Origin of the sequence: Streptomyces sp. NPDC004539 (assembly GCF_040610055.1) — a bacterium.
Taxonomy (GTDB): domain Bacteria; phylum Actinomycetota; class Actinomycetes; order Streptomycetales; family Streptomycetaceae; genus Streptomyces.
This window is the reverse complement of record NZ_JBEXLS010000032.1, coordinates 1-20,942: the sequence shown is the minus strand read 5'-3', so window position 1 is coordinate 20,942 and position 20,942 is coordinate 1. Positions and strand designations below refer to the sequence as shown.

Annotated in this window: 21 protein-coding genes and 6 tRNA genes; 9 read left to right on the top strand and 18 right to left on the bottom strand. The window is 70.5% G+C overall.

Going from position 1 to position 20,942, the window contains the following annotated elements:
* Nucleotides 1–16: 16 nt before the first annotated feature.
* The 8 genes from ABZX85_RS42675 to ABZX85_RS42640 form a co-directional block, all read right to left on the bottom strand.
* On the bottom strand, nucleotides 17–2,752 hold the full coding sequence (locus ABZX85_RS42675) for a Tat pathway signal sequence domain protein (protein WP_355882027.1): 2,736 nt from the start codon (nucleotides 2,750–2,752) through the stop codon (nucleotides 17–19).
* A 122-nt stretch (nucleotides 2,753–2,874) separates the two neighbouring features.
* A complete protein-coding gene (locus ABZX85_RS42670; RefSeq protein ID WP_355882025.1) occupies nucleotides 2,875–3,468 on the bottom strand; it encodes a hypothetical protein in 594 nt (197 codons plus the stop codon).
* A 4-nt stretch (nucleotides 3,469–3,472) separates the two neighbouring features.
* Nucleotides 3,473–4,345, bottom strand: coding sequence for a carbohydrate ABC transporter permease (locus ABZX85_RS42665; protein WP_355882023.1), 873 nt, complete (start codon nucleotides 4,343–4,345; stop codon nucleotides 3,473–3,475).
* Nucleotides 4,342–5,343 (bottom strand): sugar ABC transporter permease, encoded by a 1,002-nt coding sequence (locus tag ABZX85_RS42660; protein ID WP_355882021.1) that lies wholly within the window; start codon nucleotides 5,341–5,343, stop codon nucleotides 4,342–4,344. The genes ABZX85_RS42665 and ABZX85_RS42660 overlap by 4 nt, the downstream gene beginning before the upstream one ends.
* On the bottom strand, nucleotides 5,343–6,632 hold the full coding sequence (locus ABZX85_RS42655) for an extracellular solute-binding protein (protein WP_355882019.1): 1,290 nt from the start codon (nucleotides 6,630–6,632) through the stop codon (nucleotides 5,343–5,345). Before ABZX85_RS42655 ends, ABZX85_RS42660 begins: the two co-directional genes overlap by 1 nt.
* 146 nt (nucleotides 6,633–6,778) lie before the next feature.
* Nucleotides 6,779–7,213, bottom strand: coding sequence for a hypothetical protein (locus ABZX85_RS42650; RefSeq protein WP_355882016.1), 435 nt, complete (start codon nucleotides 7,211–7,213; stop codon nucleotides 6,779–6,781).
* Nucleotides 7,214–7,648: 435 nt separating this feature from the next.
* Nucleotides 7,649–7,720, bottom strand: a tRNA-Val gene (locus tag ABZX85_RS42645).
* A gap of 109 nt (nucleotides 7,721–7,829) precedes the next feature.
* Nucleotides 7,830–8,318 (bottom strand): TIGR02611 family protein, encoded by a 489-nt coding sequence (locus ABZX85_RS42640; protein ID WP_355882013.1) that lies wholly within the window; start codon nucleotides 8,316–8,318, stop codon nucleotides 7,830–7,832.
* Nucleotides 8,319–8,507: 189 nt separating this feature from the next.
* On the opposite strand from ABZX85_RS42640, the gene ABZX85_RS42635 reads away from it, so the two are divergent.
* Together ABZX85_RS42635 and ABZX85_RS42630 are read left to right on the top strand one after the other, a co-directional pair.
* Nucleotides 8,508–8,921 carry an SsgA family sporulation/cell division regulator gene (locus ABZX85_RS42635; RefSeq protein WP_004002642.1) on the top strand — a complete coding sequence of 138 codons (414 nt, stop codon included), beginning with the start codon at nucleotides 8,508–8,510 and terminating at the stop codon, nucleotides 8,919–8,921.
* A 283-nt stretch (nucleotides 8,922–9,204) separates the two neighbouring features.
* Entirely contained in the window at nucleotides 9,205–9,765 is a 561-nt protein-coding gene (locus tag ABZX85_RS42630) for a CGNR zinc finger domain-containing protein (RefSeq protein WP_355882011.1), read from the top strand.
* 119 nt (nucleotides 9,766–9,884) lie between these two features.
* On the opposite strand, the gene ABZX85_RS42625 is transcribed toward ABZX85_RS42630, so the two are convergent.
* Nucleotides 9,885–10,040, bottom strand: a complete 156-nt coding sequence (locus ABZX85_RS42625; protein WP_355882009.1) for a hypothetical protein — start codon at nucleotides 10,038–10,040, stop codon at nucleotides 9,885–9,887.
* A gap of 169 nt (nucleotides 10,041–10,209) precedes the next feature.
* Nucleotides 10,210–10,662 (bottom strand): hypothetical protein, encoded by a 453-nt coding sequence (locus ABZX85_RS42620; RefSeq protein WP_355882006.1) that lies wholly within the window; start codon nucleotides 10,660–10,662, stop codon nucleotides 10,210–10,212.
* Between the two features lie 283 nt (nucleotides 10,663–10,945).
* On the opposite strand from ABZX85_RS42620, the gene ABZX85_RS42615 reads away from it, so the two are divergent.
* Complete coding sequence (locus ABZX85_RS42615; RefSeq protein ID WP_355882003.1) at nucleotides 10,946–11,470, top strand: DsbA family protein; 525 nt, start codon at nucleotides 10,946–10,948, stop codon at nucleotides 11,468–11,470.
* 24 nt (nucleotides 11,471–11,494) lie between these two features.
* On the opposite strand, the gene ABZX85_RS42610 is transcribed toward ABZX85_RS42615, so the two are convergent.
* From ABZX85_RS42610 to ABZX85_RS42600, 3 genes are all read right to left on the bottom strand, one after another.
* Nucleotides 11,495–12,343: a GNAT family N-acetyltransferase gene (locus ABZX85_RS42610; RefSeq protein ID WP_355882000.1), complete on the bottom strand. Its 849-nt coding sequence runs from the start codon at nucleotides 12,341–12,343 to the stop codon at nucleotides 11,495–11,497.
* A 99-nt stretch (nucleotides 12,344–12,442) separates the two neighbouring features.
* The gene (locus ABZX85_RS42605) at nucleotides 12,443–13,264 is read right to left on the bottom strand and encodes an aminodeoxychorismate lyase (RefSeq protein WP_355881998.1); all 822 of its coding nucleotides are present in this window, start codon (nucleotides 13,262–13,264) and stop codon (nucleotides 12,443–12,445) included.
* A gap of 22 nt (nucleotides 13,265–13,286) precedes the next feature.
* Entirely contained in the window at nucleotides 13,287–14,306 is a 1,020-nt protein-coding gene (locus ABZX85_RS42600; RefSeq protein ID WP_355881996.1) for a chorismate-binding protein, read from the bottom strand.
* A gap of 155 nt (nucleotides 14,307–14,461) precedes the next feature.
* Here ABZX85_RS42600 and ABZX85_RS42595 point away from each other — a divergent pair.
* The 5 genes from ABZX85_RS42595 (at nucleotide 14,462) to ABZX85_RS42575 (ending at nucleotide 14,915) form a co-directional block, all read left to right on the top strand.
* A tRNA-Gly gene (locus ABZX85_RS42595) sits at nucleotides 14,462–14,534 on the top strand.
* 42 nt (nucleotides 14,535–14,576) lie between these two features.
* Nucleotides 14,577–14,650 (top strand) — tRNA-Cys (locus ABZX85_RS42590).
* A gap of 1 nt (nucleotide 14,651) precedes the next feature.
* A tRNA-Val gene (locus ABZX85_RS42585) sits at nucleotides 14,652–14,723 on the top strand.
* Nucleotides 14,724–14,744: 21 nt separating this feature from the next.
* Nucleotides 14,745–14,819: transfer RNA gene (locus ABZX85_RS42580), tRNA-Val, on the top strand.
* 24 nt (nucleotides 14,820–14,843) lie between these two features.
* A tRNA-Val gene (locus ABZX85_RS42575) sits at nucleotides 14,844–14,915 on the top strand.
* Between the two features lie 56 nt (nucleotides 14,916–14,971).
* Here the strand turns inward: ABZX85_RS42575 and ABZX85_RS42570 are convergent.
* The 3 genes from ABZX85_RS42570 to ABZX85_RS42560 form a co-directional block, all read right to left on the bottom strand.
* Complete coding sequence (locus ABZX85_RS42570) at nucleotides 14,972–15,256, bottom strand: zf-TFIIB domain-containing protein (protein WP_355881993.1); 285 nt, start codon at nucleotides 15,254–15,256, stop codon at nucleotides 14,972–14,974.
* 78 nt (nucleotides 15,257–15,334) lie between these two features.
* On the bottom strand, nucleotides 15,335–16,216 hold the full coding sequence (locus ABZX85_RS42565) for an aminoglycoside phosphotransferase family protein (RefSeq protein WP_355881990.1): 882 nt from the start codon (nucleotides 16,214–16,216) through the stop codon (nucleotides 15,335–15,337).
* 153 nt (nucleotides 16,217–16,369) lie between these two features.
* Nucleotides 16,370–16,546, bottom strand: coding sequence for a hypothetical protein (locus tag ABZX85_RS42560; RefSeq protein WP_355881987.1), 177 nt, complete (start codon nucleotides 16,544–16,546; stop codon nucleotides 16,370–16,372).
* Nucleotides 16,547–17,214: 668 nt separating this feature from the next.
* Between ABZX85_RS42560 and ABZX85_RS42555 the strand changes: the two genes are divergently transcribed.
* Complete coding sequence (locus tag ABZX85_RS42555; protein WP_355881984.1) at nucleotides 17,215–18,486, top strand: serine/threonine-protein kinase; 1,272 nt, start codon at nucleotides 17,215–17,217, stop codon at nucleotides 18,484–18,486.
* Between the two features lie 86 nt (nucleotides 18,487–18,572).
* On the opposite strand, the gene ABZX85_RS42550 is transcribed toward ABZX85_RS42555, so the two are convergent.
* Nucleotides 18,573–19,391, bottom strand: coding sequence for an RNA methyltransferase (locus tag ABZX85_RS42550; protein ID WP_355881981.1), 819 nt, complete (start codon nucleotides 19,389–19,391; stop codon nucleotides 18,573–18,575).
* 65 nt (nucleotides 19,392–19,456) lie between these two features.
* The gene (gene cobA / locus ABZX85_RS42545; RefSeq protein ID WP_355881978.1) at nucleotides 19,457–20,689 is read right to left on the bottom strand and encodes a uroporphyrinogen-III C-methyltransferase; all 1,233 of its coding nucleotides are present in this window, start codon (nucleotides 20,687–20,689) and stop codon (nucleotides 19,457–19,459) included.
* Nucleotides 20,690–20,942: the final 253 nt, after the last annotated feature.

Genomic DNA, 20,942 nt, shown 5'->3' with positions numbered 1-20,942 from the left:
GGACCAGTGTGAGGTGTTACGGCATCTTGTTCCCCAGCAGCGCCAGGTTCTCGATCGCCGCGAGTCCGTACAGCGCGGTGTCGTTGGTCGACACCCAGGTGGCCTCGCTACCGGCGACGAGGGCGGTGGGGCCTTCGACCTTCTCCGTGCGCCACGGCGCCGACTCCTTGTACCCGTCGGAGTTGTAGAACTTGTCCCAGGCCCGCTTGGCGAGCTTGTCGTCGCCGGTCTTCACGGCGGCGTACGCGTCGAGGCGGGAGTGCCCCTGGAACAGCAGGAGTGTCCCGAAGTTGGACCCGTAGCGGGCCGCCTGTTCGGCCTTGGTGGCGTTGAAGAAGCGGCAGTAGTCGAAGTACGCCTCGTTGAAGCGGGGCATGTCGACGAGGTGGATCAGCTCCGCGCAGAGTTCGTTGAGTCCGAAGACCGCGGAGAGGTGCGAGACGCCGACGACCGGCGCTGCGGCGACCGCGAACTTCCCCGTGTCGAGGTCGTAGAGCCCGCTGCCCTGGACGAACCCGTTGGGCTGGGCGGCGATGGTCTCCATGGTGGACAGGACGCGCGCCTTGGCCTTCTCCCACTTGGGCCCGCGGCGTTCCCACTCGGTGAGCCAGGCGGAGACGAGGCCGCTCCAGTCGGTGCCGAAGCCGATGGAGAGGGCGTGCCGGTCGGGGGTGTAGGGCTCGGTGCGGATCTTGCGGATGGGGTCGAGGACGAGGAACGTCTCGTCGGAGTCGACGTTGGCGTGCATGAGGTCGCCGACGCGTTCGTCGGCGGTGAGGAAGTAGTAGTAGCGGCGGTACGTGGTGTTGGCGATCCGCTGCTGCTTCGCGCTGTCGGCGTAGTGCTGGACGCCGTGCCGGGTGCCGAGGCCGGCCCACTGGCCGAGGTGGTAGACGTCGACCTCACCGGTGTGCCGGGTCATGGCCTCGGCGAAGCGGAAGATGTCGGAGCGGCCGGAGCGCAGGTAGGCGAACCAGAGCCAGAGGTCGGGCGAGAGTTCGGAGTTGTCCCACGCGTATCCGCCGATGTCGTACCGCCACTGGTGGCGGACGGTGTCGTAGGTGTGCATGATGTCGCCGTGGTCCCAGAAGCCGTACCAACGGCGTTGCTCCACCTGGTCCTTGTAGTAGGTGAAGAGGAAGTCGAGGTGGTCCTCGATCTTCGCCTTGGCCGGGGTGGAGCGGTCGGGTTCGGAGTAGAGGCCGGGGCCGAAGACGCTCGCCTTGATCAACTGCTTGGGCGGGGCGGCGAGTTGCGGCAACACCCTTACGGCTTCGACCTGTTGGGCGAGGGTTTCCGGGGTCGGGGTGGACTCGTTGGCCCAGAAGAGGAGTTCGGAGGTGCGGGCGATGCCGTAGGGGGTGCCGAACTCGGGCTCGTAGTCCTCGTAGGTGATGTTGAGACCTTCGAGCTGTTCGGGGAAGGTGTCCTGGCCCATGCCGTCGTGGTAGAAGCGCAGGTCCATGGGCTGGGCCTCGGGGGACCAGAGCCAGAGGGTGACCTCGGCCTCGTCGGTCTGGGCGTCGCGGATGTCGAGCTGGGAGGGGTGGCGTTCCCAGAAGTCCCGCAGGCCGAAGGAGAATCCGCCGCTCGTGCCGCCGACGTACCCGAATCCGGAGGCCCGCTTGCCGCCGCCGGCGCCGATCCAGCCGTGGCCCTTCTTGGTGCGCTTGCGCAGGGTGAAGCCGTCGGCGGAGAGCTGGGAGAGGGTGTAGTCGCCCCATTCGGGGATGTACTGGAGCCGGGTGGTGACGCGCTGGTCCCAGGTCGACGGGTCGGGGAGCTTCTTTCCGGCGAACTGGGCTTCCTGGACGGCGATTCCGGGGTCGCGGCGCAGGCCGGTGATGCCCTTGACGGCTTCGCGCAGGAGGCCGGTGCCCTCGCCGCCGATGCGGACGTGGCGGTCGTAGGACTGGTCGCGCATCGGCACGGTGAAGCGGACGCCGAGGCCGCGGATGAAGTCGCCGCTGGCCTTGCCGGGTTCCTGGGTGCCGTCGTAGGTGATGGTGTGGACCATGCGGAAGGAGTCGGCGCCCGCGTAGAAGTAGAGGCGGATCGAGAAGGGGAGCCAACTGCGGCTGCCCTTGCGGTGCTTGCCGTCGATGCGGACGACCGCGCGGACGGGGCCCTCCTGTTCGACGGTCACCGAGGAGATGGCGCCCTCGAAGCGTTCGGTCTTGACGGTGCCCTGGTCCTCGTCCTCGATCTCGGGCTGGCGGATGAGGACGAGGCGGCCGTTCTTGGCGATCTCGGTGGAGCCGCGCCTGACGGACTTGATGAGCGTGGCGCCGGACTTGCCGATCTTCACGTCGACGACGCCGGTCGACACGTCGATCGTGCCGCCGCTCTTGTCGACGGTGACCTTCTTGCCGGGCGCGGCCGGTTGGCCGGGGGCCAGCGTCAGCTTGCCGTCACCCGAACTCACCGCGTGCGCGGTCCACTTGAGGGAGCCGTCGGGCCAGTAGGCGATGGGCCAGGACTGGACGGGGACGTCCTGGCCGGCGGCGTCGGTGACGGCGAAGGTCTGGTCGTCCTGGAAGGTGCCCATGGGCCAGGGCACGCCGAGGGTGGAGCCGGGGGCGGCGCCGAGGCCGCCGTCCTCCAGCCAGTCCAGGGTGACAGGGTCGGCGGCGCCGGTCCCGGCGGCCGGTGCGGCGGAGGCGTTGTTCGCGCCGAGCGCCCAGCTGAACTGTGCGGCGACTCCGGCGACGGCTGCCGCCTTGAGGAGGGATCTGCGGGGAAGGGGGGACATGGCCGTTCCTTTCCGTGCGGGGAAGCTTCGGGCTGGTCAGGGGCATGACAGAGGAAGGCGCGGGGTCACCGGCCTTGGGGTACGACGCCGGGGGCGCCGGCGTCGTACCGGGAGAAGCGTGTTCAGCGGCGGCGGTGGCGCTCCTCCACCGCGAGCGCCGCCGCGACGACGGCGCCGAGGACGGGAACGCCCAGCGGGGCGATGAACCACGCGGACATGACGACTACGGCGAGGCCGGTGACGACGAGGAAGGAGCCGGCCGGGTCCAGGACCGTACGGCGGCCGGCGTCGGCGAGCAGCTCGCGCCAGCGGTCGCCCGGGGTCCAGACGGCCGCCGCGCGCAGCAGGGCGACGGCCGCTCCGATCAGCGCGAACACGCCGATCGCGCCGACCAGCGGCCCGCCCGGCAGCCCGGCGCGCACGGCCCACACGTCGACCCAGACCGCGACGACGGCCGCCCACCCGGCGAGCCCGACGGCCCACCCGCCGCGCAGCGCCGTACGGAAGTCCTGGACGAACTCCCGCAGTCCGCCGTCCACATGGGCGGTCCGGCGGGCCAGATGGCGGCTGCCGGCGGCGAGCGCGGCGGGGTAGGTGACGACGCCGAGGCAGGCGACGGCGATCCAGACACCGGTGAGCAGGCACTCGGCGAAGACCGCGAACCGTTCGGCGAACACGGACTCCTTGCGGGGCTTCACGCGTGTCTCGGTGGCCACGGCGTCAGCCCTTGAGTCCGGAGGTCGCCATGCCGTCGATGAGGTAGCGCTGGAAGGCGAGGAAGAACGCGAGGACGGGCAGCAGCGCGACGAGGGACATGGCGATCATGCCGCCGTAGTCGGCCACGCCCTCCTGGTCGACGAACATCTTCAGGCCCAGGGAGACGGTGTACTTGTCGGGCTCGTTGAGGTAGATCAGCGGGCCCATGAAGTCGTTCCACGAGTTGATGAACGTGAAGATCGCGCTGGTGATGAGGGCGGGGCGGCACAGCGGGAGCACGATCGACCAGTAGATGCGCAGGTGCCCGCAGCCGTCGAGGCGCGCGGCCTCGTCCAGTTCCTTCGGCAGGTTGCGCATGAACTGGACCATGAGGAAGACGAAGAACGCTTCCGTGGCGAGGTACTTGCCCAGCAGCAGCGGGGTGTACGTGTTGATCATGTCCATGTTGCGGAAGAGCACGTACTGCGGGATGAGCAGGACGTGGTACGGCAGCAGGAGGGTGCCGATCATCAGCGTGAAGAGCAGGTTGCGGCCGGCGAACTTGATCCGCGCGAACGCGTACGCCGTGAGCGAGCAGGAGATCAGGATGCCGATCACGGAACCGACCGCGAGGGTCAGGGAGTTGACGAAGAACGTGGAGATCGAGATGTCCGCGATGCCGTCGGTGAGCCGCTGGTAGTTGGTGGTGATCGGGTCGGACGGGAAGAGGTCGAGGCTGCCGACGATGTCCTCGCTCTTCTTGAACGAGCCGCCGACGACCCAGATCACGGGGTAGAGGATCACGGCGAGGATCGCGAGGGAGCCGAGGTGCCAGGCGAGGGAGCCGGCGCGTTTGCGGCCGACACCTTTCGCCTCGTGGAGGGTCGTGGAACTCATCGAGCGTCCTCCTCGTAGTGCACCCACTTCTTCTGCGACCAGAAGAGGACGGCCGTGACCAGCGCGACGGCGACCAGCAGCAGCCACGCCATGGCGGAGGCGAGGCCCATGCGACTGTTCTCGAAGCCCTGGACGTACAGATAACAGGTGTAGACCATCGATCCGTCGGCCGGTCCGCAGGCGTTGCCGCCCGCGCCGCCGCCGACGATGTACGCCGAGCTGAAGATCTGGAAGGAGTGGATGGTCTCCAGCAGGACGTTGAAGAAGAGGACCGGGGAAATCATCGGCAGGGTGATGTTCCAGAACCTGCGCCAGGTCCCGGCGCCGTCCATCTCGGCGGCCTCGTACAGCTCGCGCGGGACCTGCTTGAGGCCGGCGAGGAAGATGACCATCGGGGCGCCGAACTGCCAGACGGTGAGGGCGACGAGGCTGTAGATGATCAGCTCCGGGTCACCGGTCCAGCCGCCCGCGTTGATGCCGAAGAACTGCTGCGTCTGGTCGACGACCGCGTCGTCCGAGAAGATCGCCTTCCAGACGATCGCGATGGAGACGCTGGCCCCGATCAGGGAGGGTGCGTAGAACGCGGCCCGGTAGAACGCCTGGCCGCGCCGCTTCTGGGCGAGCAGCAGGGCGACACCGAGGGCGGCGAGCAGCTTGAGGGGCGTACCGACGACGACGTACCAGAGGGTGACCTGCACCGAGTGGCGCCAGCGGGGGTCGCCGAACATCTCGGAGAAGTTGTCGAGGCCGATCCACTTGGGCGGGTCGAAGAGGTTGTAGTCGGTGAACGCGAAGTAGAGCGAGGCGACCATCGGGCCCGCCGTGAGCAGCAGGAACCCCGCGATCCACGGCGACATGAAGAGGTAGCCGGCCAGGTTCTCCCGGCGCATCCGGCGCTTGAGCTCGGGGGGTTTCGCCAACCGCTCCGGGCCGCTCGGCGGCCCGGAGTCCTCGGTCAGACCCTCCAGTGCGGGGGCGTGTGTCACGGTGGTTCCCATCAGGCCGTCAGGGCCGTCTTCGACTCGGTGAAGAACTGCTTGACGGCGTCGTCCACCGACCGGGTGCCCAGGGCGAGTTCCTCGGCGATCCGCAGGAACGCGGACTCGCAGATGTCGGCGCCGCTGGGGTGCGGGGTGATGGGCTCCAGGACGCCGGAGGAGACGAGGGACTCCTCGTAGGCGGCGATCGACTTGGCGACCTCGTCGGTCGGCTTGAACGCGTCGTACTGGGCCTGGGTGGCGGGGACGCCCCGGTCGTAGCCCATGATCTTGGCGACCTCGGGGTCGTGGACCATGAAGCTGATGAACTGGGCGACTTCCTTGGGGTGCTTGGTGCGCTTGGAGGCGCTCAGCATGAGGGAGCCGAGGTACTGGCCGGTCTTCTTGCCGTCCGTGGTGGGGATGGGGGCGAGGCGGTACTCGCTCTTTCCCTCGGAGGTGTAGCGGACGGTGAAGTTGTCCCAGGTGAACTCGCCGGCGGCGAGTTCGGCGGCGACCGCGGACTTCGGCTTGATCTGCGCGACCTTCTTGGCGTCGGCGAACTCGCCCTGTTCCAGGCCCTGTTCGGCCTTGGTCCACCAGTCCTTCAGGTCCGACTCGGCGAATCCGAGGCCGTCGGCGGTGAAGAACGCCTTGCCGTTCTGACGGAGGTACAGGTCGTAGAGGTACATGACGCCGTACATGCCGGAGTCGCCCGCGCGGCCGGTCTTCTGGTGGATCTTCAGCATCGCCGCGTGGAATTCGTCCCACGTCCAGCCGGGCTTCGGGGTGACACCGGAGCGGGTGTAGACGGGCTGGTCGATGACGAGGGCCATCGAGTTGGAGCCGACCGGGACGCCGAGGAGCTTGCCGTCGACCTCGCCGAACTTGTCGAGTCCGGCGCGGAATCCGTCCATGGAGAGGTTTCCGGCCTTGACCTGTGCGCTCAGATCGAGCAGAACGTTCTTCGCGTCGTATTTCCGCAGGAATCCGATGGCGTTCTGGAAGACGTCCGGCGGATTTCCGCCGGAAGCCTGGGTATTGAACTTCTTCCAGAAGTCGCCGTACGGCTGGAAGTCCGTTTTCACCTTGATCTTCGGGTACTTCTTCTCGAAGAGCGCGATGGTCTGGTTGATTCTCTTCGCCCGGTCGTCCGCACCCCACCAGGCGTAACGGATCGTCACCGTCCCGTCGGAGGACGATCCGCTGTCACCGCCGCACCCGGTCGTCGCCGCCAGCCCGAGCGTGGCAGCCGTCGCCCCGGCCGCCTTCAGGATCGTTCGCCTCTCAACATTCCTGGTGGTTCCCACAGTCGGGCCCTCCCCGCAGCGTCGTTGCCGCTTGCATGAATCGTTTCAAGAAAGCGCTTGCTGGCACAAGGTACGAGGGGGGTGAGAGAGCGTCAATGATTCGGACAGGATTTTCTTGTGGGACGGCTTGCGGGCGCCCCTGACCCTCAAGTCCCGTTCACGGCAATCGGGTTGACATATCCGCAGGTGGGCACGGGTGGTTCGGTGGCCCGAACGGCGGGAGCGGGGTCGGGGCCCGGCAGACATGGGCCGAAATTCTCCACTCGGGTTTGAACCGGGGGTTGGGGTGTTCTGGTACGGGTACGACGGCGAGGTGCTGTTTGTCCGTCGGCGGTCTGGTCGAACTGGGCGGCGAGTTGGTCGGCGTGGTCGCTGATCAGGTGCATGCGTAGGGCGCGTTCGACGGGTTCGGAGTGGGCGTCACCTGCGGAGAGCCGGCTGGGAAGCTTGCGGTGGAGCAGCGCCGGTTCACCGATGAGGTGGGCGGCGGCGAGGGTGCAGAGGGTGGTGGTCCAGCCGGTCGCCGGGTCCCTGAGGGTCTCGATGTCCCCGGCCAGGGCGAGGTTGCGGGTGATGGCCACGCCGTCGCGGCGGGAGTGGGCGAAGTGGATCTGGGGGTGGGTGCCGAGGCGGACTTGGCGCTGGGGGGCAGCGTGGTTCTCGGGGGCCGGGGTGGGTTCCGGGGGGCCGGGTGGTTCCGGGAGCGGGTCCTGAGGCGGGCGCGCCTGAAGGGGGCGGGGCGTGGGGCCGGCGCCAGCACCGCCAGCACCGCCAGCACCGCCAGCACCGCCAGCACCGCCAGCACCGCCAGCGGTCAGGATGTGTCCGCGGTGCCCGTTTCGCCGTCCTCCTGGATGAGGCTTTCCCAGGTCCAGCCGGGTGGGAGGTGTGGGCGGCGAGGAGGTGTTCGAGGTGGGGGGCGTGGACCGGCGTGATGATCGATGTCAGGCTGGGCGCGGCGGACCCTCGCATGCCTCAGGGGCCGCTCCGGCTACCGGAACGGCCCCTGAATCGGGTGGGCGATACTGGGTTCGAACCAGTGACCTCTTCGGTGTGAACGAAGCGCTCTCCCACTGAGCTAATCGCCCGGGCACGGGGAGAACGTTACCGCATGTCAGAGGGTGACTTCGACCGGCGGGGAGACGGTCTGCCGGGGCGCTGGGGAGGGGCGCCCGGGTCACCTGCGGAGGCTTCGGCTCACTGGTTCTTGATGTTCCAGGGCATCTCCAGCCCGTACTTCCAGAGGTAGACGCCGGCCAGAGTGCCGATGATCACGAGCGCGATCGACGTCAGGATGATGTTGCGGCGCCGCACCTTCGGATCGAGCGCGCGCTGGGCGGCCTCGGTGACCTTGCGTTTCGTCCAGCGCAGGACCAGCTGCGCCCAGACGAACTCGGTCGCCCAGATCGCCATGCCCGCGAAGATCACGACCCAGCCGGGGCCGGGCAGCGGCAGCATGATGATGCCGATCACCACGACCGCGAGGCCGATGACGAAGACGCCGACCTGCCAGCTCAGATGCAGGGTCCTGCTCTTCTTGATGAACGCCGGCGCCTTGGAGCCGAGACCCTGGTCCTGGGCCTCCTGACCCTGTTCGGGCCGCTCGCCGTCCGCCTTCGTACCGCCTGGTTTCGTACTGTCTGTCACCACGGCCCCCTCGCCGGGCTCGTCACTCCCCGTATTCATACTTGAACCTTACCGGAGGGAATCCGATCACCGGAATGGTGGTACCGGACGAAGAGGGCCTCGGCCGGAAGAGTTACGTAAAGACGCACAAAACACTCAGAGGGGTTTACAACGGCACCGTAGGTGGCATGTCGATTTCGCCGACGTGCGAATCCCCGAGCGCACACTGAGCGAAAGGCCCTGGCGCTTATGAACACCACGGTCAGCTGCGAGCTGCACCTGCGCCTCGTTGTGTCGAGCGAGTCCTCCCTGCCTGTTCCCGCAGGTCTGCGGTACGACACGGCCGATCCCTACGCCGTGCACGCCACCTTCCACACCGGAGCCGAGGAGACCGTCGAGTGGGTGTTCGCCCGCGACCTCCTCGCGGAGGGCCTGCACCGGCCCACCGGCACCGGTGACGTCCGCGTGTGGCCGTCGCGCAGCCACGGTCAGGGGGTCGTCTGCATCGCCCTCAGCTCCCCCGAGGGCGAGGCCCTCCTGGAGGCACCGGCGCGGGCACTGGAATCCTTCCTGAAGCGCACCGACGCGGCCGTGCCCCCGGGCACGGAGCATCGGCACTTCGACCTCGATCAGGAGCTGTCGCACATCCTGGCGGAGAGCTAGGGGGCGCGACACCTCCCCTCCGCCCGAAGCCGTCCACTCGGGGAGACGGCTCGGGCACGTACGACCGCGGGCCGGGCCTGGCCGCGACCGACGCCGCTCACCGGTTCTCCGGGGGCGGCATCGGTGTTTTCGGGGTGGGCCGGGTTTCGGGGCGCGGGGCGGGGGCAGAGGTTTTCCGTCGCCGGACCGGGTGGGCTCGGGGGCCGTGGTTTCTCGTGCCGGGCGGCTACCATCGGCCAGCATCGGCGGGCGTGGGGCCCGTCCTCAGGGCAGGGAGCGAAATGTGCTGATCCCCCACGACACCAAGTGCGCGCTGGACTCGGTGGTGGGTCTGGTCAACACCGCGCCGGAGGACGAGGCGACGCCGGACGGACTGCCGGACATCCCCGCCCTGGAGGATTTCGTACGTTCGTACGACATCAGCGGGGTGGAGAGGCTGACCGAGGCCGATCTGCTGGCCGTGCGGGGGTTGCGGGGGCGGTTCGACGAGATCTTCGGCGCTCGTGACGCGCGGACCGCGGCCGAGCTGATCAACAAGCTCGTCGCGGGGGCGGGGACGACTCCCCAGCTGACCGATCACGACGGGTACGACTGGCACGTCCACTACTTCGCTCCCGGCGCCTCCCTCGTCGACCATCTCGCCGCCGACTGCGGGATGGCGCTCGCGTTCTTCGTCGTCGCGGGTGAGCAGGAGCGGTTGCGGCGGTGCGAGGCTCCCGACTGCCGTCGCGCGTTCGTCGATCTGTCACGCAACCGGTCGCGGCGGTACTGCGACAGCCGGACCTGCGGGAACCGGTTGCACGTGGCGGCCTATCGGGCGCGGCGGAAGGAGGCCACGGGGTGAGGGGCGGAGCGAGGGGTCTTCGGTAGCGGCGGTCTGTCTTCTCCTCCCGGCGGTGATCCGTGTGCATGGGGGTGGGATTGCGCGGGCCCCGGCGGGTGGCGCCGGGGACCGCGGGACGGTCACAGCAGCAGCAGATCGTGCAGCGCTGCCATGAGCAGGAGGGTCCCGATCACCGCGAGGAAGATCATGAGCGGTGGCTGGGACAGGGCGAAGAGGCATCCGCGCGGCTCGTCCTGAGGGGGCGCGGCATCGCTCTGTGGTGTGGTGTCCAGCATCTCGCGGGCGATGATGGCGCAGGTCGGGCCCCTGTTGCGATCAATACGCGCGGATTGAGCGGGAGTTCGCCAAAACCGTCGAGGTCGGTTTCAGGGCGTGATCATTTTCGCGCGGCCGGGGCGCTACTTGTGTCGTTTCAGGCGGGATGGACGAGGCAGGCGGGATGCCTCATATGCCGTGTTTCTTGAGGATCGCCTCGATGTCGCTGAAGTCCTCGGTGGGGCGGGCCGGCTCGGGGCGGCGGGCGGTCGCGTTGCCGGGGCGGCGGGTGGCCGTCGGGCCGAGGGTGGGGGTCGAGGCGGCCGGGGCCACGGCCTCGCGGGACGCGGCGCGGGTGGCTTCCCTGCGCTCCTTGCGGGTGCCGCCCCTGCGGCGCTCCACCGAGCGGGTCAGGGTGAACAGGCCCCAGGCGCCGCCGAGTACGGCGAAGCCGGCCCAGGCCGTGGGGCTGAACGCCGTGTCCGCCGCCCATTTGACGACGCCCGTCATCACCAGGCCCAGCGGGACCAGGGCGTAGGCCGCGATCCGGGCCGCCGACAGGAAGCGTTTGCGGTAGGCCGTCACCGCCGCGATGCCGAGGCCGGCCGCGGCGACTGCGGAACAGACGGTCTCGGCGATCATGCTGTCCTCCAGGGTCGCTGTGCTGTGCCGTGCACTAGTGCTGTGTCATGCCGTGCGTGCCGTGCTCCTACGGGCCGACGCACCCCGTCCCTCCGGTCCGCCCGCCCCGTCCTTCCTCCATCGTGCACCTCTCCCCACGTCCGCGGCCATGCCTCGGGCCGGACATCAGGGACATCTCCGGGTCAGCCCTGACTCGGGGACCAGGGGTGGGGTCGGGGACGTCGTCGGCGCCGTAGAAGTGGATGGTCATGGGGGCCGCTCGGGGAGCTGGGAGACTGGGGGCATGAGTGAAACCGCTTCCGGCGTCTCCGGTCCCGTCGTTCTTGATGTGTGGTGTGAGTTGCAGTGCCCCGACTGCCGTTCGGCGCTGGGGGATCTGCGGGCGTTGAGGGAGCGGTACGGGGACCGGCTGGAGGTGCGGCTGCGGCATTTCCCGCTGGAGAAGCACAAGCACGCGTTCGCGGCGGCGCAGGCCGCCGAGGAGGCGTGGGAGCAGGGCCGGGGCTGGGAGTACGTCGAGGCGGTGCTCGGGCGGGTCGAGGAGCTGGACCGGCGCGGGGAGAAGTTCCTCGTCCAGACGGCGCGTGAACTCGGCCTGGACGCCGAGGAGTTCGACACGGCGCTGGTGGACGGCCGGCACATCCTGATCGTCGACGCGGACCAGGCGGAGGGCAAGGCGATCGGCGTCACGGGTACGCCGACGTACGTCATCGGCGGTGAGCGGCTCGACGGCGGCAAGAGTCAGGAAGGGCTCCGGGAGCGCGTCGAGGAGATCGCCGACCGGCTGCTGGCGACGCCGGACGCCTGATCCAGAAAGCCTGGTGCGGGCCCCTCACAGCAGGTTCTTGTACATCCCCTGCCCCGTCACCCCGTACCCCAGCGACTCGTACAGCCGCTCCGCCGGCGTGTTCCCGGTGAAGACGTTCAGGCCGAGCGTCCCGCTGCCGCAGGCGATCGCCTGCGTCTCCGCGAGGTGCATGAGCGTACGCCCGTGGCCCTGGCCCCGGAACTCGGCGGCGACCTCGACGTCGTAGACGAAGGAGTGGTCGTCGGCGGAGTGCAGCCAGAGCGTGCCGAGCGGGCGGCCGGTGTGTTCGAGGACGCTGAGGGTGGTGCTCGGGGCGGGCGGCCAGGCGGCGATGAGTTCGGCGGAGTCGCGGGCCACGCGGGCGTCGGCCTCGGCGCGGGTGATGCCGCGTGCGACGCAGGACTCGGCGAAGCTCCGGAAGCTGCGCTCCATGAACGGGCGGTACTCGGCCTCGGTGAAGGGGCGGACGGTGAGGCCGGGCGGGAGGGCCGGGGCGGTCGTACCCAGGGGTTTCTCCATGCCGCGGTTGCGGGGGACGTACCCGAGGGCCGTGGCGAGGCGGATGCCGGGGACGCTGTCGGGGGCGGTGCCGCGCTCGACAGGGACGTACACCTCGATCATCCGGCAGCCCCAGCCGCGCGCCGCCTCCTCCGCGGCGAGCGCGGCGACCGTGGCGCGGCCCCGGTGGCGGTCGGTCTCGTCGATGCGGAGTTCCTCGATGCGGGCGATCGTGGGGCCGAAGCCGGGGTGCGTGCCGAGGTGGAGCGAGCCGACGGGCCGGCTGTTCACGCACACCTGGTAGCGGCGCGACAGCCGCCCGACGGTCCCGGACTCCCGCTGGAGCGGCTCGGTCGGCCGCAAGGTCGTGGTCATGCCGGGATTTCTACCCGCTACGGCCCCGGTGGGCAGCCCAATAAAGACGCCGGCCGGCAGAAGGCTCACGGAGAGCGGACCGCGCCGCTCCCCCGCCCCTCACGGGTCCAGATCGTCCCCCGCCCGTTCCGCGAACACCCGCATCGCCTTCGCCGTCACCGGTCCGGGCGCGCCGGGCAGCTCGCGGTCGTCCACCCGGTGCACCGCCTGGACGTCCCGGAGGGTGGACGTCAGGAAGATCTCGTCGGCGCGGGACAGGACGTCCAGGGGGAGGTCCGTCTCCCGGGCGCCCGTCCACTCGACGGTCAGTTCGCGGGTGATGCCCGCCAGGCAGCCGGAGGCGAGCGGCGGGGTGTGGATCTCGCCGTCGAGGACGACGAAGACGTTGGAGCCGGTGCCTTCGCAGAGGGCGCCGACGGTGTTGGCGAACAGGGCCTCGCTGGCGCCCTGTCCGTGCGCGCGGGCGAGGGCGACGACGTTCTCGGCGTACGAGGTGGTCTTGAGGCCGGTGAGGGCGCCGCGTTCGTTGCGGGTCCAGGGAACCGTGACGACGGCGGTCGTGTCGGGGCGGCGGCTGGTCTCGCCGACGGCGACGACGAGGGTGGTGCCGTGGGCGCCCCGGTCGGAGCCGAGGGGGCCCTGGCCGCCGGTGTAGGTGATGCGGAGGCGGCCCAGCGGCAGGGGGTTGGCGGCGAGGACGGCCGTGCAGGCGGCGCGGATCTCGTCGTGGTCGGGGTCGGGCAGGCCGAGGCCCCGGGCGGAGCGGGTGAGGCGGTCGAGGTGCCGGGTGAGGGCGAAGGGCTGCCCGTCGGTCGTCTTCAGCGTCTCGAAGATGCCGTCACCCACGGTCAGTCCGTGGTCGAGGACGGAGACGCGCGCGTCCTCGACGTCCTTCAGCCCGCCGTCGAGCCATAGCTTCACTGGTGCCCACCTCGCTGGTCCGTCAGCCGTCGTACTCCCCCGACGCTACCGCGAGCAGCCGGGCCGCCTTCAGTTCGGTCTCCCGCCACTCCCCCTCGGGGTCGGAGCCCCAGGTGATCCCGGCGCCCGTGCCGAACTTCAGCAGGCCCCCCTCGATCCAGAACGTCCGGATGCCGACGGCGAGTTCACCGGTCCCCCGGTCCGCGTCGACCCAGCCGAGACCGCCGCAGTAGGGGCCGCGCGGGGAGGTCTCCAGGGCGTCGATGACGCGCAGGGCGCTGGACTTGGGGGCGCCGGTGACGGAGCCGGGCGGGAAGGCGGCGGCGAGGAGCTCGGGCCAGCCTGCGCCGGGGCGCAGCTCACCGGCGACCGTGGAGACGAGGTGCACGAGCCCGGGGTGCTTCTCGACCGCGCACAGGTCGGGGACGGTGACGCTGCCCGTCGTACAGACCTGGCCGATGTCGTTGCGGACGAGGTCGACGATCATGACGTTCTCGGCGTAGTCCTTCTCCAGGAGGTCCGCCTCGGTGCGGCCGGTGCCCTTGATGGGGCCGGAGAGGACGGTACGGCCGTCGCGGCGCAGGAAGAGTTCCGGGGAGGCGGTGGCGATCTCGACGCCGTGTTCCGGGAGGCGGATCGTGCCCGCGTACGGCGCCGGGTTGCCGCGGGCGAGGAGGGCGGTGAGGGCGTCGACGTCGGCGCCCTCGGCGAGCGGCGCGGACAGGACCCGGCAGAGGTTCGCCTGGTAGACGTCCCCGGCGGCTATGTGCTCACGGACACGCTCGACCCCGGCCGTGTACGCGGCGTGGTCGAGGGACGACGTCCAGTCGCCCTCGGTAGGGCCGTGCCAGGCGCCCGGCACCGGGGCGGGGACCGGCTCGCGGCGTACGTCGCCGAAGCGGGCGCAGGTCAGACGGCCCTCGAAGTCGGCGGCGACCGCCCAGAAACCGGTGGACTCCAGGGCGGCGGGGTCGTCCGTGACGTCCAGGAGGCCGGTGGCGACGCGGGTGCCGAAGCGGGCGAGGGGAGGCAGAGGAGGCACGGGTCGAGTCTAGGTGGGGTGTCCGCAAGGGGGCCTGAGCTGGGCGGTTCGGTGATGTACGGCAGCACGCTGCGCAAACGCGTTTTTGTCCTGGCCCGGGAATCCGCTAGAGTTCAACACGTCGCCGGGACGCGCAAGCGGGCCGGGAAAGACAAGCGGACGTAGCTCAGTTGGTAGAGCGCAACCTTGCCAAGGTTGAGGTCGCGAGTTCGAGCCTCGTCGTCCGCTCGAAGGAAAGCCAGGGGATCTTCCCGAACCCCTGACACTCCTGGTGGAGTGGCCGAGAGGCGAGGCAACGGCCTGCAAAGCCGTCTACACGGGTTCAAATCCCGTCTCCACCTCCAAGGACGATTAGCTCAGCGGGAGAGCGCTTCCCTGACACGGAAGAGGTCACTGGTTCAATCCCAGTATCGTCCACTGAAGCCGTGAGGCTTCCCCGCGCGATTAGCTCAGCGGGAGAGCGCTTCCCTGACACGGAAGAGGTCACTGGTTCAATCCCAGTATCGCGCACCAACCGTGACGCTCGCGTCACGGAGCGGACGATTAGCTCAGCGGGAGAGCGCTTCCCTGACACGGAAGAGGTCACTGGTTCAATCCCAGTATCGTCCACACCTCGCCGAGGCCCCTGGTTCTTCACCAGGGGCCTCGTGGCGTATCAGCTGGAATCAGCTGGAGAAGAGCATGTGGCCGAAGCTCTTGTGGCGGTGGTGCCCGCCGTGATGACCCCCGTGGTGCTGCGGGGCGCCCCAGGCCGGGCCCGGCGGGGGGACCGGCGGGGCCGCCGGGTACGCCTGCGGGCCGGGCTGGCCCCACTGGCCCTCCAGGCGGGTCAGGGCCTCCAGCTCGCCGTAGTCGAGGAAGATCCCCCGGCAGTTGCTGCACTGTTCGATCTGGACGCCGTTGCGGTTGTACGTGTGCATCGCCGCATGGCATTTCGGACACTGCATCATCGGCCCCAACTCCTCACTGTTCGTTCCTGTTTCGCGTTACCCCAGGACAGACTCCGTCCGGGCCCGGTCGGTTGCACCCTACGACGCGGACATTCGGCCACAGGCGTCGACCACCGCCTCCTCGACCTCGTCCAACGCCCGCCCCTCGGCCCGTGACTTGGCGATCGCCCGCGCGGCGGTCTGCACGGTCAGCGCCCGCGCGACGACGTCCAGCGCGGCCCAGGGGTCGGTGTGCCCGCCGAGCGCGGGTCCGTCCGCGTCCCGGTAGGCGGTGAGGAAACGGTGCCACTCCTCGGGCGGCAGCAGTCCGCAGGCGTACCAGGCGGCGGGCCGCGCGAGGTCCCACGCCTGGACGCCGGTCCCGAGGTCGTCGACGTCGATGAGCCGCCAGCCGTCCGCCGTGCGGACCAGCTGGCCGAGGTGGAGGTCGCCGTGGCACAGACCGCCGTCCGGCATCGGCGCCTCGCCGCGCGCCCACGCGGGCAGACGCTCCCAGGCGCGGCGCACCGGGGCGATCGCCGGGTGGGGGCGGCCTTCGAGGCGGACGACGGCCCGGGCGGCCTTGGCCGGGCCGCGCATCGGCGGGAGGGGGCCGGGCGGGGTGGCGCGGTGGAGGCGGGCCAGGAGGGCGCCCGCGGCCTCCCAGGGGGCCTCGTCGGGGGCGTCGGGGTCCACGGGGGTGCCGTAGGGCCAGAAGGTGACGAGGCGGTCGTGCAGCGGTACGGGGGTGGCGGTGAGGGGGGCGAGGAGGATCTCGGGGAGGTGCGCGGCCGTCCGCAGGCGGGGCACGAGGCCCTCCGGGGGTGTGCCGGGGGCGTGCGCCTTGGCGACCGCGCCCGCGTGGCGTACGACGGTGGCGTCGGGGCGGTCCGCGAGGGTGCGGGTGGGGCAGGCGCAGGGCGGGGCGTCGGGGTGGGCCCGCGCGCGGAGGCGGAACGTGAGGTCGGTGAGCAGGGTCACGGGGGTCCTTCTGTCGCGTGCGGACAAAAGTAATGCCGGCGCAGCTCCCCAGCTGCGCCGGCATTGTTGCCGTCCGCCGCACCCCCGTCCCCACGGGGTTTCATGGTCGGGATGTCCCCGCCCGGACCGCTCTTCCGGGCCTGGGGTCGCCGCTCAGCGCCCCAGCATCACGCCCACGGACGACGCCTGTGTGGCCACTGTCTCCCAGCCGCCGAAGACGACGAAGAGCAGGACCGCGAGAGGGAGGACCATCAGCGTCGCCGTCAGAGGGTGACGACGGCCGGGCTCGGGCTTGTCGCGGTAGGTGCTGCGCGGTGCCGTGTAGGCCATGGCTCCTCCTTCCCGAAATCAGGTTGTCGTTGGCAGCGGCGGGTGTCTGACCTCGGGGGACGAGTGCTGCACCCGCCGCTTGACCTCTAACTTAGGCGGGCGGCGGCGGCCGGGCGTCATGCCCTCGTACCGATTGCCGGGCCTCCCGGAGGATGAGCCTCGACCTGCGGTGTACTCCCCTGGGTGGAGACGCGCTCCCCGGTCTCAGGGTCTTCCCGGAAGGGGTGTCCGCTACGGGAGGGTTTTCCTGGTTCCGCTTCTCGGGGCACCGCCCGCCCGGCGAGGGCCGGAACCCGGTTCGCCGTGAGGCGGGCGGCATGGAGCAGGGCCCCTCGACGGGTGACTTCGCTCACTTCCACCACCTCTCCACGGGCCGCCGCCTCCATCCCGCACCCCTCCCCGCCGGCCACCGCCCCGTACGTCCGCGCCGCACCCCCCGCTCCCACGAGCCTCCCCACCTGGTCGCCGCCCGCGGCCCCAACCCCCCTTCCGCGGCGGCTGGTTGAGATCCGGACACGGCCGAAAACCGTTGCCGCGCCGCCCTTCTGACCACCCCTCAAGCGTCCCGCCCGGCACTGACAATCGATCGGAGCGAGAGGGCGCGGCTCCTGCACGCGGACGGTCGTGGAAACGTAAGCTGTGCCACGTCACACGGACCGGCAGCGGGGATGAACATGGCGATGATGCGCCTGAGGCGCGAGGACCCGCGCGTCGTCGGCTCGTTCAGGCTTCACAGACGGCTCGGCGCGGGCGGCATGGGCGTCGTCTATCTGGGCTCCGACAAGAAGGGCCAGCGCGTCGCCCTCAAGGTCATCCGGCCCGATCTGGCGGAGGATCAGGAGTTCCTCTCCCGCTTCGCCCGCGAGGTCTCGGCGGTCCGGCGCATCCGGGGCGGCTGTACGGCCCGGCTCGTCGCGGCCGACCTGGAGGCCGAGCGTCCGTGGTTCGCGACGCAGTACGTCCCCGGGCCCTCCCTGCACGACAAGGTGGCCGACGAGGGCGCGATAGGGGCCGCCGAGCTCGCCTCGATCGGCGCCGCGCTGTCGGAGGGGCTCGTCGCCGTCCACGAGGCCGGGGTCGTCCACCGGGACCTCAAGCCGTCCAACATTCTCCTGTCGCCCAAGGGCCCGAGGATCATCGACTTCGGGATCGCCTGGGCGACCGGCGCTTCCACGCTCACGCACGTCGGTACGGCCGTGGGGTCGCCGGGGTTCCTCGCGCCGGAGCAGGTGCGGGGGGTGGCGGTCACGCCGGCCACCGACGTGTTCTCGCTGGGGGCGACGCTGGCGTACGCGTCCACCGCGGACTCGCCCTTCGGGCACGGGAGTTCGGAGGTGATGCTGTATCGCGTCGTGCATGAGGAGCCGCAGCTCCAAGGGGTGCCGGACGCGCTGGCCCCGCTCGTGCGGGCCTGTCTCGCGAAGGACCCCGAGGAACGGCCCAGCACGCTGGAGCTGTCGTTGCGGCTGAAGGAGATCGCCGCTCGGGAGGCGCAGGGGGCGGTGCTGGAGGGGCGGGCGCCGACGCCGCGTTCCGCGTCCGCGGAGGGGGACCGTGGTGGGCGGGTCGCCGAGACCGCCAGTTATACCGAGCGGAGTGTTCGGCAGGCGGGGACGAATCCGCCGTCCCGGGGGTCTCGTGGGGGTGCGCCTTCGTCGTCGTCCCGGCCGGTGCCCTCCGGGCGGGGGCGGCCCAGTGGGAGTCGGCCTGCGCCGCGTAGTGGGACTGGCGGCGGGCGGCCGGCTACTCGGCCCCGGCCGACGGGGACGGGGCGTCGGCCGGCCAATCCTCGGTTGCTGCGGCAGCGGTTGTTCGTGTTCGTGGTGGTGACGTTGTTGGTGGCGTTGGGGATCGGGCTTGTGCAGGCTTGTCAGGGGCCGGCTCGGGGGTTGGGGGGCGGCGGGGAGAGGGTTGTGTGGCAGGAGCAGGGGCGGGAGTGATGTGGGGGGACTGAAGCGTTTGGGGCGGGTGCGGCATCGTCGTGGTTGTTCGCGCAGTTCCCCGCGCCCCTAAAAGCAAAAGCCCTTTACGCCTCCGGACGTCCAGTTGCCACCGCGTAGAACGCCACCGCCGCCGCTGCCCCCACGTTCAGCGAGTCCACCCCGTGTGACATCGGGATGCGGACCCATTCGTCCGCTGCCATCAGGGCCTGGGTCGAGAGGCCGTCGCCCTCGGCGCCCAGCATCAGGGCCACTCGGTCCATCTTGTGGGGGGCCGCTTCGTCGAGGGGCTTGGCCTTCTCGTCCGGGGTGAGGGCCAGGAGGGTGAAGCCGGCCTCGCGTACCGTGTCCAGGTCTCTGGGCCAGGTTTCCAGGCGGGCGTAGGGGACCGAGAAGACGGCGCCCATGGAGACCTTGACGCTGCGGCGGTAGAGGGGGTCGGCGCAGTCGGGGGACAGGAGGACCGCGTCCATGCCGAGGGCTGCCGCCGAGCGGAAGATGGCGCCGATGTTGGTGTGGTCGTTGACCGACTCCATGATGACGACGCGGCGGGCCGTGTGGAGGAGTTCCTCGGCGGTGGGGAGGGGCTTGCGCTGCATGGAGGCGAGGGCGCCGCGGTGGACGTGGTAGCCCGTGACGCGTTCGGCGAGGTCGGGGGTGACCGCGTAGACGGGGGCGGGGAGTTCGTCGATGACGTCGCGCATGACGTCGATCCACTTGGCGGACAGGAGCATGGAGCGCATCTCGTAGCCCGCCTCCTTGGCTCGCCGGATGACCTTCTCGCCCTCGGCGATGAAGAGGCCCTCGGCGGGCTCGCGTCTGCGGCGCAGTTCGACGTCGGTCAGGCCGGTGTAGTCGCGCAGGCGGGGGTCGTCGGGGTCGTCGACGGTGATGAGATCGGCCACAGAAGTGATACTGCCTTGTCCTGGGTGCGGTGCCAACGGCTCGGAACGGGTTGTGTTACCGGGGGTTACGCCATGGTGCCGGGGCCGACGGTGACGACCTCGCCGATGACGATGACCGCCGGGGACTTCACGTCCTGCGTACGGACCGTCTCGTCGACCGTCGCCAGCGTCGCGTCGACCCGGCGCTGGGCCGTCGTCGTCCCCTCCTGGACCAGCGCGACCGGGGTGTCCGGGGACTTGCCGTGGGCGATCAGCGTCTCGGCGATCCGGCCGATCTTGCCGACGCCCATGAGGACGACGAGGGTGCCGTTGAGCCTCGCGAGCGCGGCCCAGTCGACCGTGGAGCGTTCGTCGTCGGGGGCCACGTGGCCGCTGACGACCGTGAACTCCTGGGCCACTCCCCGGTGCGTGACCGGGATGCCCGCCGCGCCGGGGACGGAGATGGAGCTGGAGATGCCGGGGACGACCGTGCAGGGGATGCCGGCCGCCGCGAGGGCCTGCACCTCCTCCATGCCACGGCCGTACACGAAGGGGTCGCCGCCCTTGAGGCGGACCACCGACCTGCCCGCCCTCGCGTGTTCGATCAGGGCGTTGTTGATGGCCTCCTGGGCCATGTAGCGGCCGTACGGGAGCTTGGCCGCGTCGATCACCTCGACGTGCGGGGGGAGTTCGGCGAGGAGGTCGCGGGGGCCGAGGTGGTCCGTGATGACGACGTCCGCCTCGGCGAGGAGGCGGCGGCCTCGGACCGTGATCAGGTCGGGGTCGCCCGGGCCGCCGCCGACCAGGGAGACACCGGGGGTGCGGGTGCGGTGGTGGGGGGCGACGAGGGTGCCGTCGCGCAGGCCGGCGAGGACCGCGTCGCGGACGCGGGCGGTGTGGCGGGGGTCGCGGCTCTTCGCGTCCGTCGTCAGGACGGCGATGGTGACGCCCTCGCTGGTGCCGGTGGCGGGGGTCCAGGCGGTGGCCTGGTCGGCGTCGTCGGAGCGGACGCACCAGACGCGGTGGGATTCCGCTTCCGCGGAGGCTTGGGTGTTGGCGTCGGGGTCGTCCGTGGCGATCAGGGCGTACCAGGCGGTGGTGAGGTCGCCGGGTTCGTAGGGGCGCTTCTCCCAGGTGAGCTCGCCCGCCGTGGCCATCGCCTCCACCGAGGGGGTGACTTCCGGGGAGATCAGGGTGATGTCGGCGCCGGCCGCGATCAGGGACGGGAGGCGGCGTTGGGCTACCTGGCCGCCGCCCAGGACGACCACTCGGCGGCCGGTGAGGCGGAGGCCCACGGGGTAGGCGGGGTGTTCGGCCATGGGTGGGCTCCTGGGTGGGTGGTGGTGCTTTGACGTGCGGATTTTACGGGGTGGGTGGGATTTAGGGGGTGGGGGGTTCGGTGGGTGGGCTGGTGCGGGTCCGTTGTGGTTGATCGCGCCCACGCGGCGGAGCCGCATATTGATACAGCCCCGCGCCCCTAGGAGTTGTCTTCAAAGGTCACGCCCACATCAGGAGTGAGGCAAGGGTGACGGCGGCCTGGTAGGACTCGGCGGTCTTCTCGTAGCGGGTCGC

Excerpts from the sequence above, each read along its gene's own strand:
- ABZX85_RS42570 (WP_355881993.1), bottom strand. The coding sequence starts at position 15,256 with ATGATGCAGTGTCCGAAATGCCATGCGGCGATGCACACGTACAACCGC.
- ABZX85_RS42555 (WP_355881984.1), top strand. The coding sequence starts at position 17,215 with ATGAACATGGCGATGATGCGCCTGAGGCGCGAGGACCCGCGCGTCGTC.
- ABZX85_RS42625 (WP_355882009.1), bottom strand. The coding sequence starts at position 10,040 with ATGCTGGACACCACACCACAGAGCGATGCCGCGCCCCCTCAGGACGAG.
- ABZX85_RS42615 (WP_355882003.1), top strand. The coding sequence starts at position 10,946 with ATGAGTGAAACCGCTTCCGGCGTCTCCGGTCCCGTCGTTCTTGATGTG.
- ABZX85_RS42640 (WP_355882013.1), bottom strand. The coding sequence starts at position 8,318 with ATGAATACGGGGAGTGACGAGCCCGGCGAGGGGGCCGTGGTGACAGAC.
- cobA (WP_355881978.1), bottom strand. The coding sequence starts at position 20,689 with ATGGCCGAACACCCCGCCTACCCCGTGGGCCTCCGCCTCACCGGCCGC.
- ABZX85_RS42675 (WP_355882027.1), bottom strand. The coding sequence starts at position 2,752 with ATGTCCCCCCTTCCCCGCAGATCCCTCCTCAAGGCGGCAGCCGTCGCC.
- ABZX85_RS42610 (WP_355882000.1), bottom strand. The coding sequence starts at position 12,343 with ATGACCACGACCTTGCGGCCGACCGAGCCGCTCCAGCGGGAGTCCGGG.
- ABZX85_RS42560 (WP_355881987.1), bottom strand. The coding sequence starts at position 16,546 with ATGGCCTACACGGCACCGCGCAGCACCTACCGCGACAAGCCCGAGCCC.
- ABZX85_RS42620 (WP_355882006.1), bottom strand. The coding sequence starts at position 10,662 with ATGATCGCCGAGACCGTCTGTTCCGCAGTCGCCGCGGCCGGCCTCGGC.
- ABZX85_RS42635 (WP_004002642.1), top strand. The coding sequence starts at position 8,508 with ATGAACACCACGGTCAGCTGCGAGCTGCACCTGCGCCTCGTTGTGTCG.
- ABZX85_RS42660 (WP_355882021.1), bottom strand. The coding sequence starts at position 5,343 with ATGGGAACCACCGTGACACACGCCCCCGCACTGGAGGGTCTGACCGAG.
- ABZX85_RS42665 (WP_355882023.1), bottom strand. The coding sequence starts at position 4,345 with ATGAGTTCCACGACCCTCCACGAGGCGAAAGGTGTCGGCCGCAAACGC.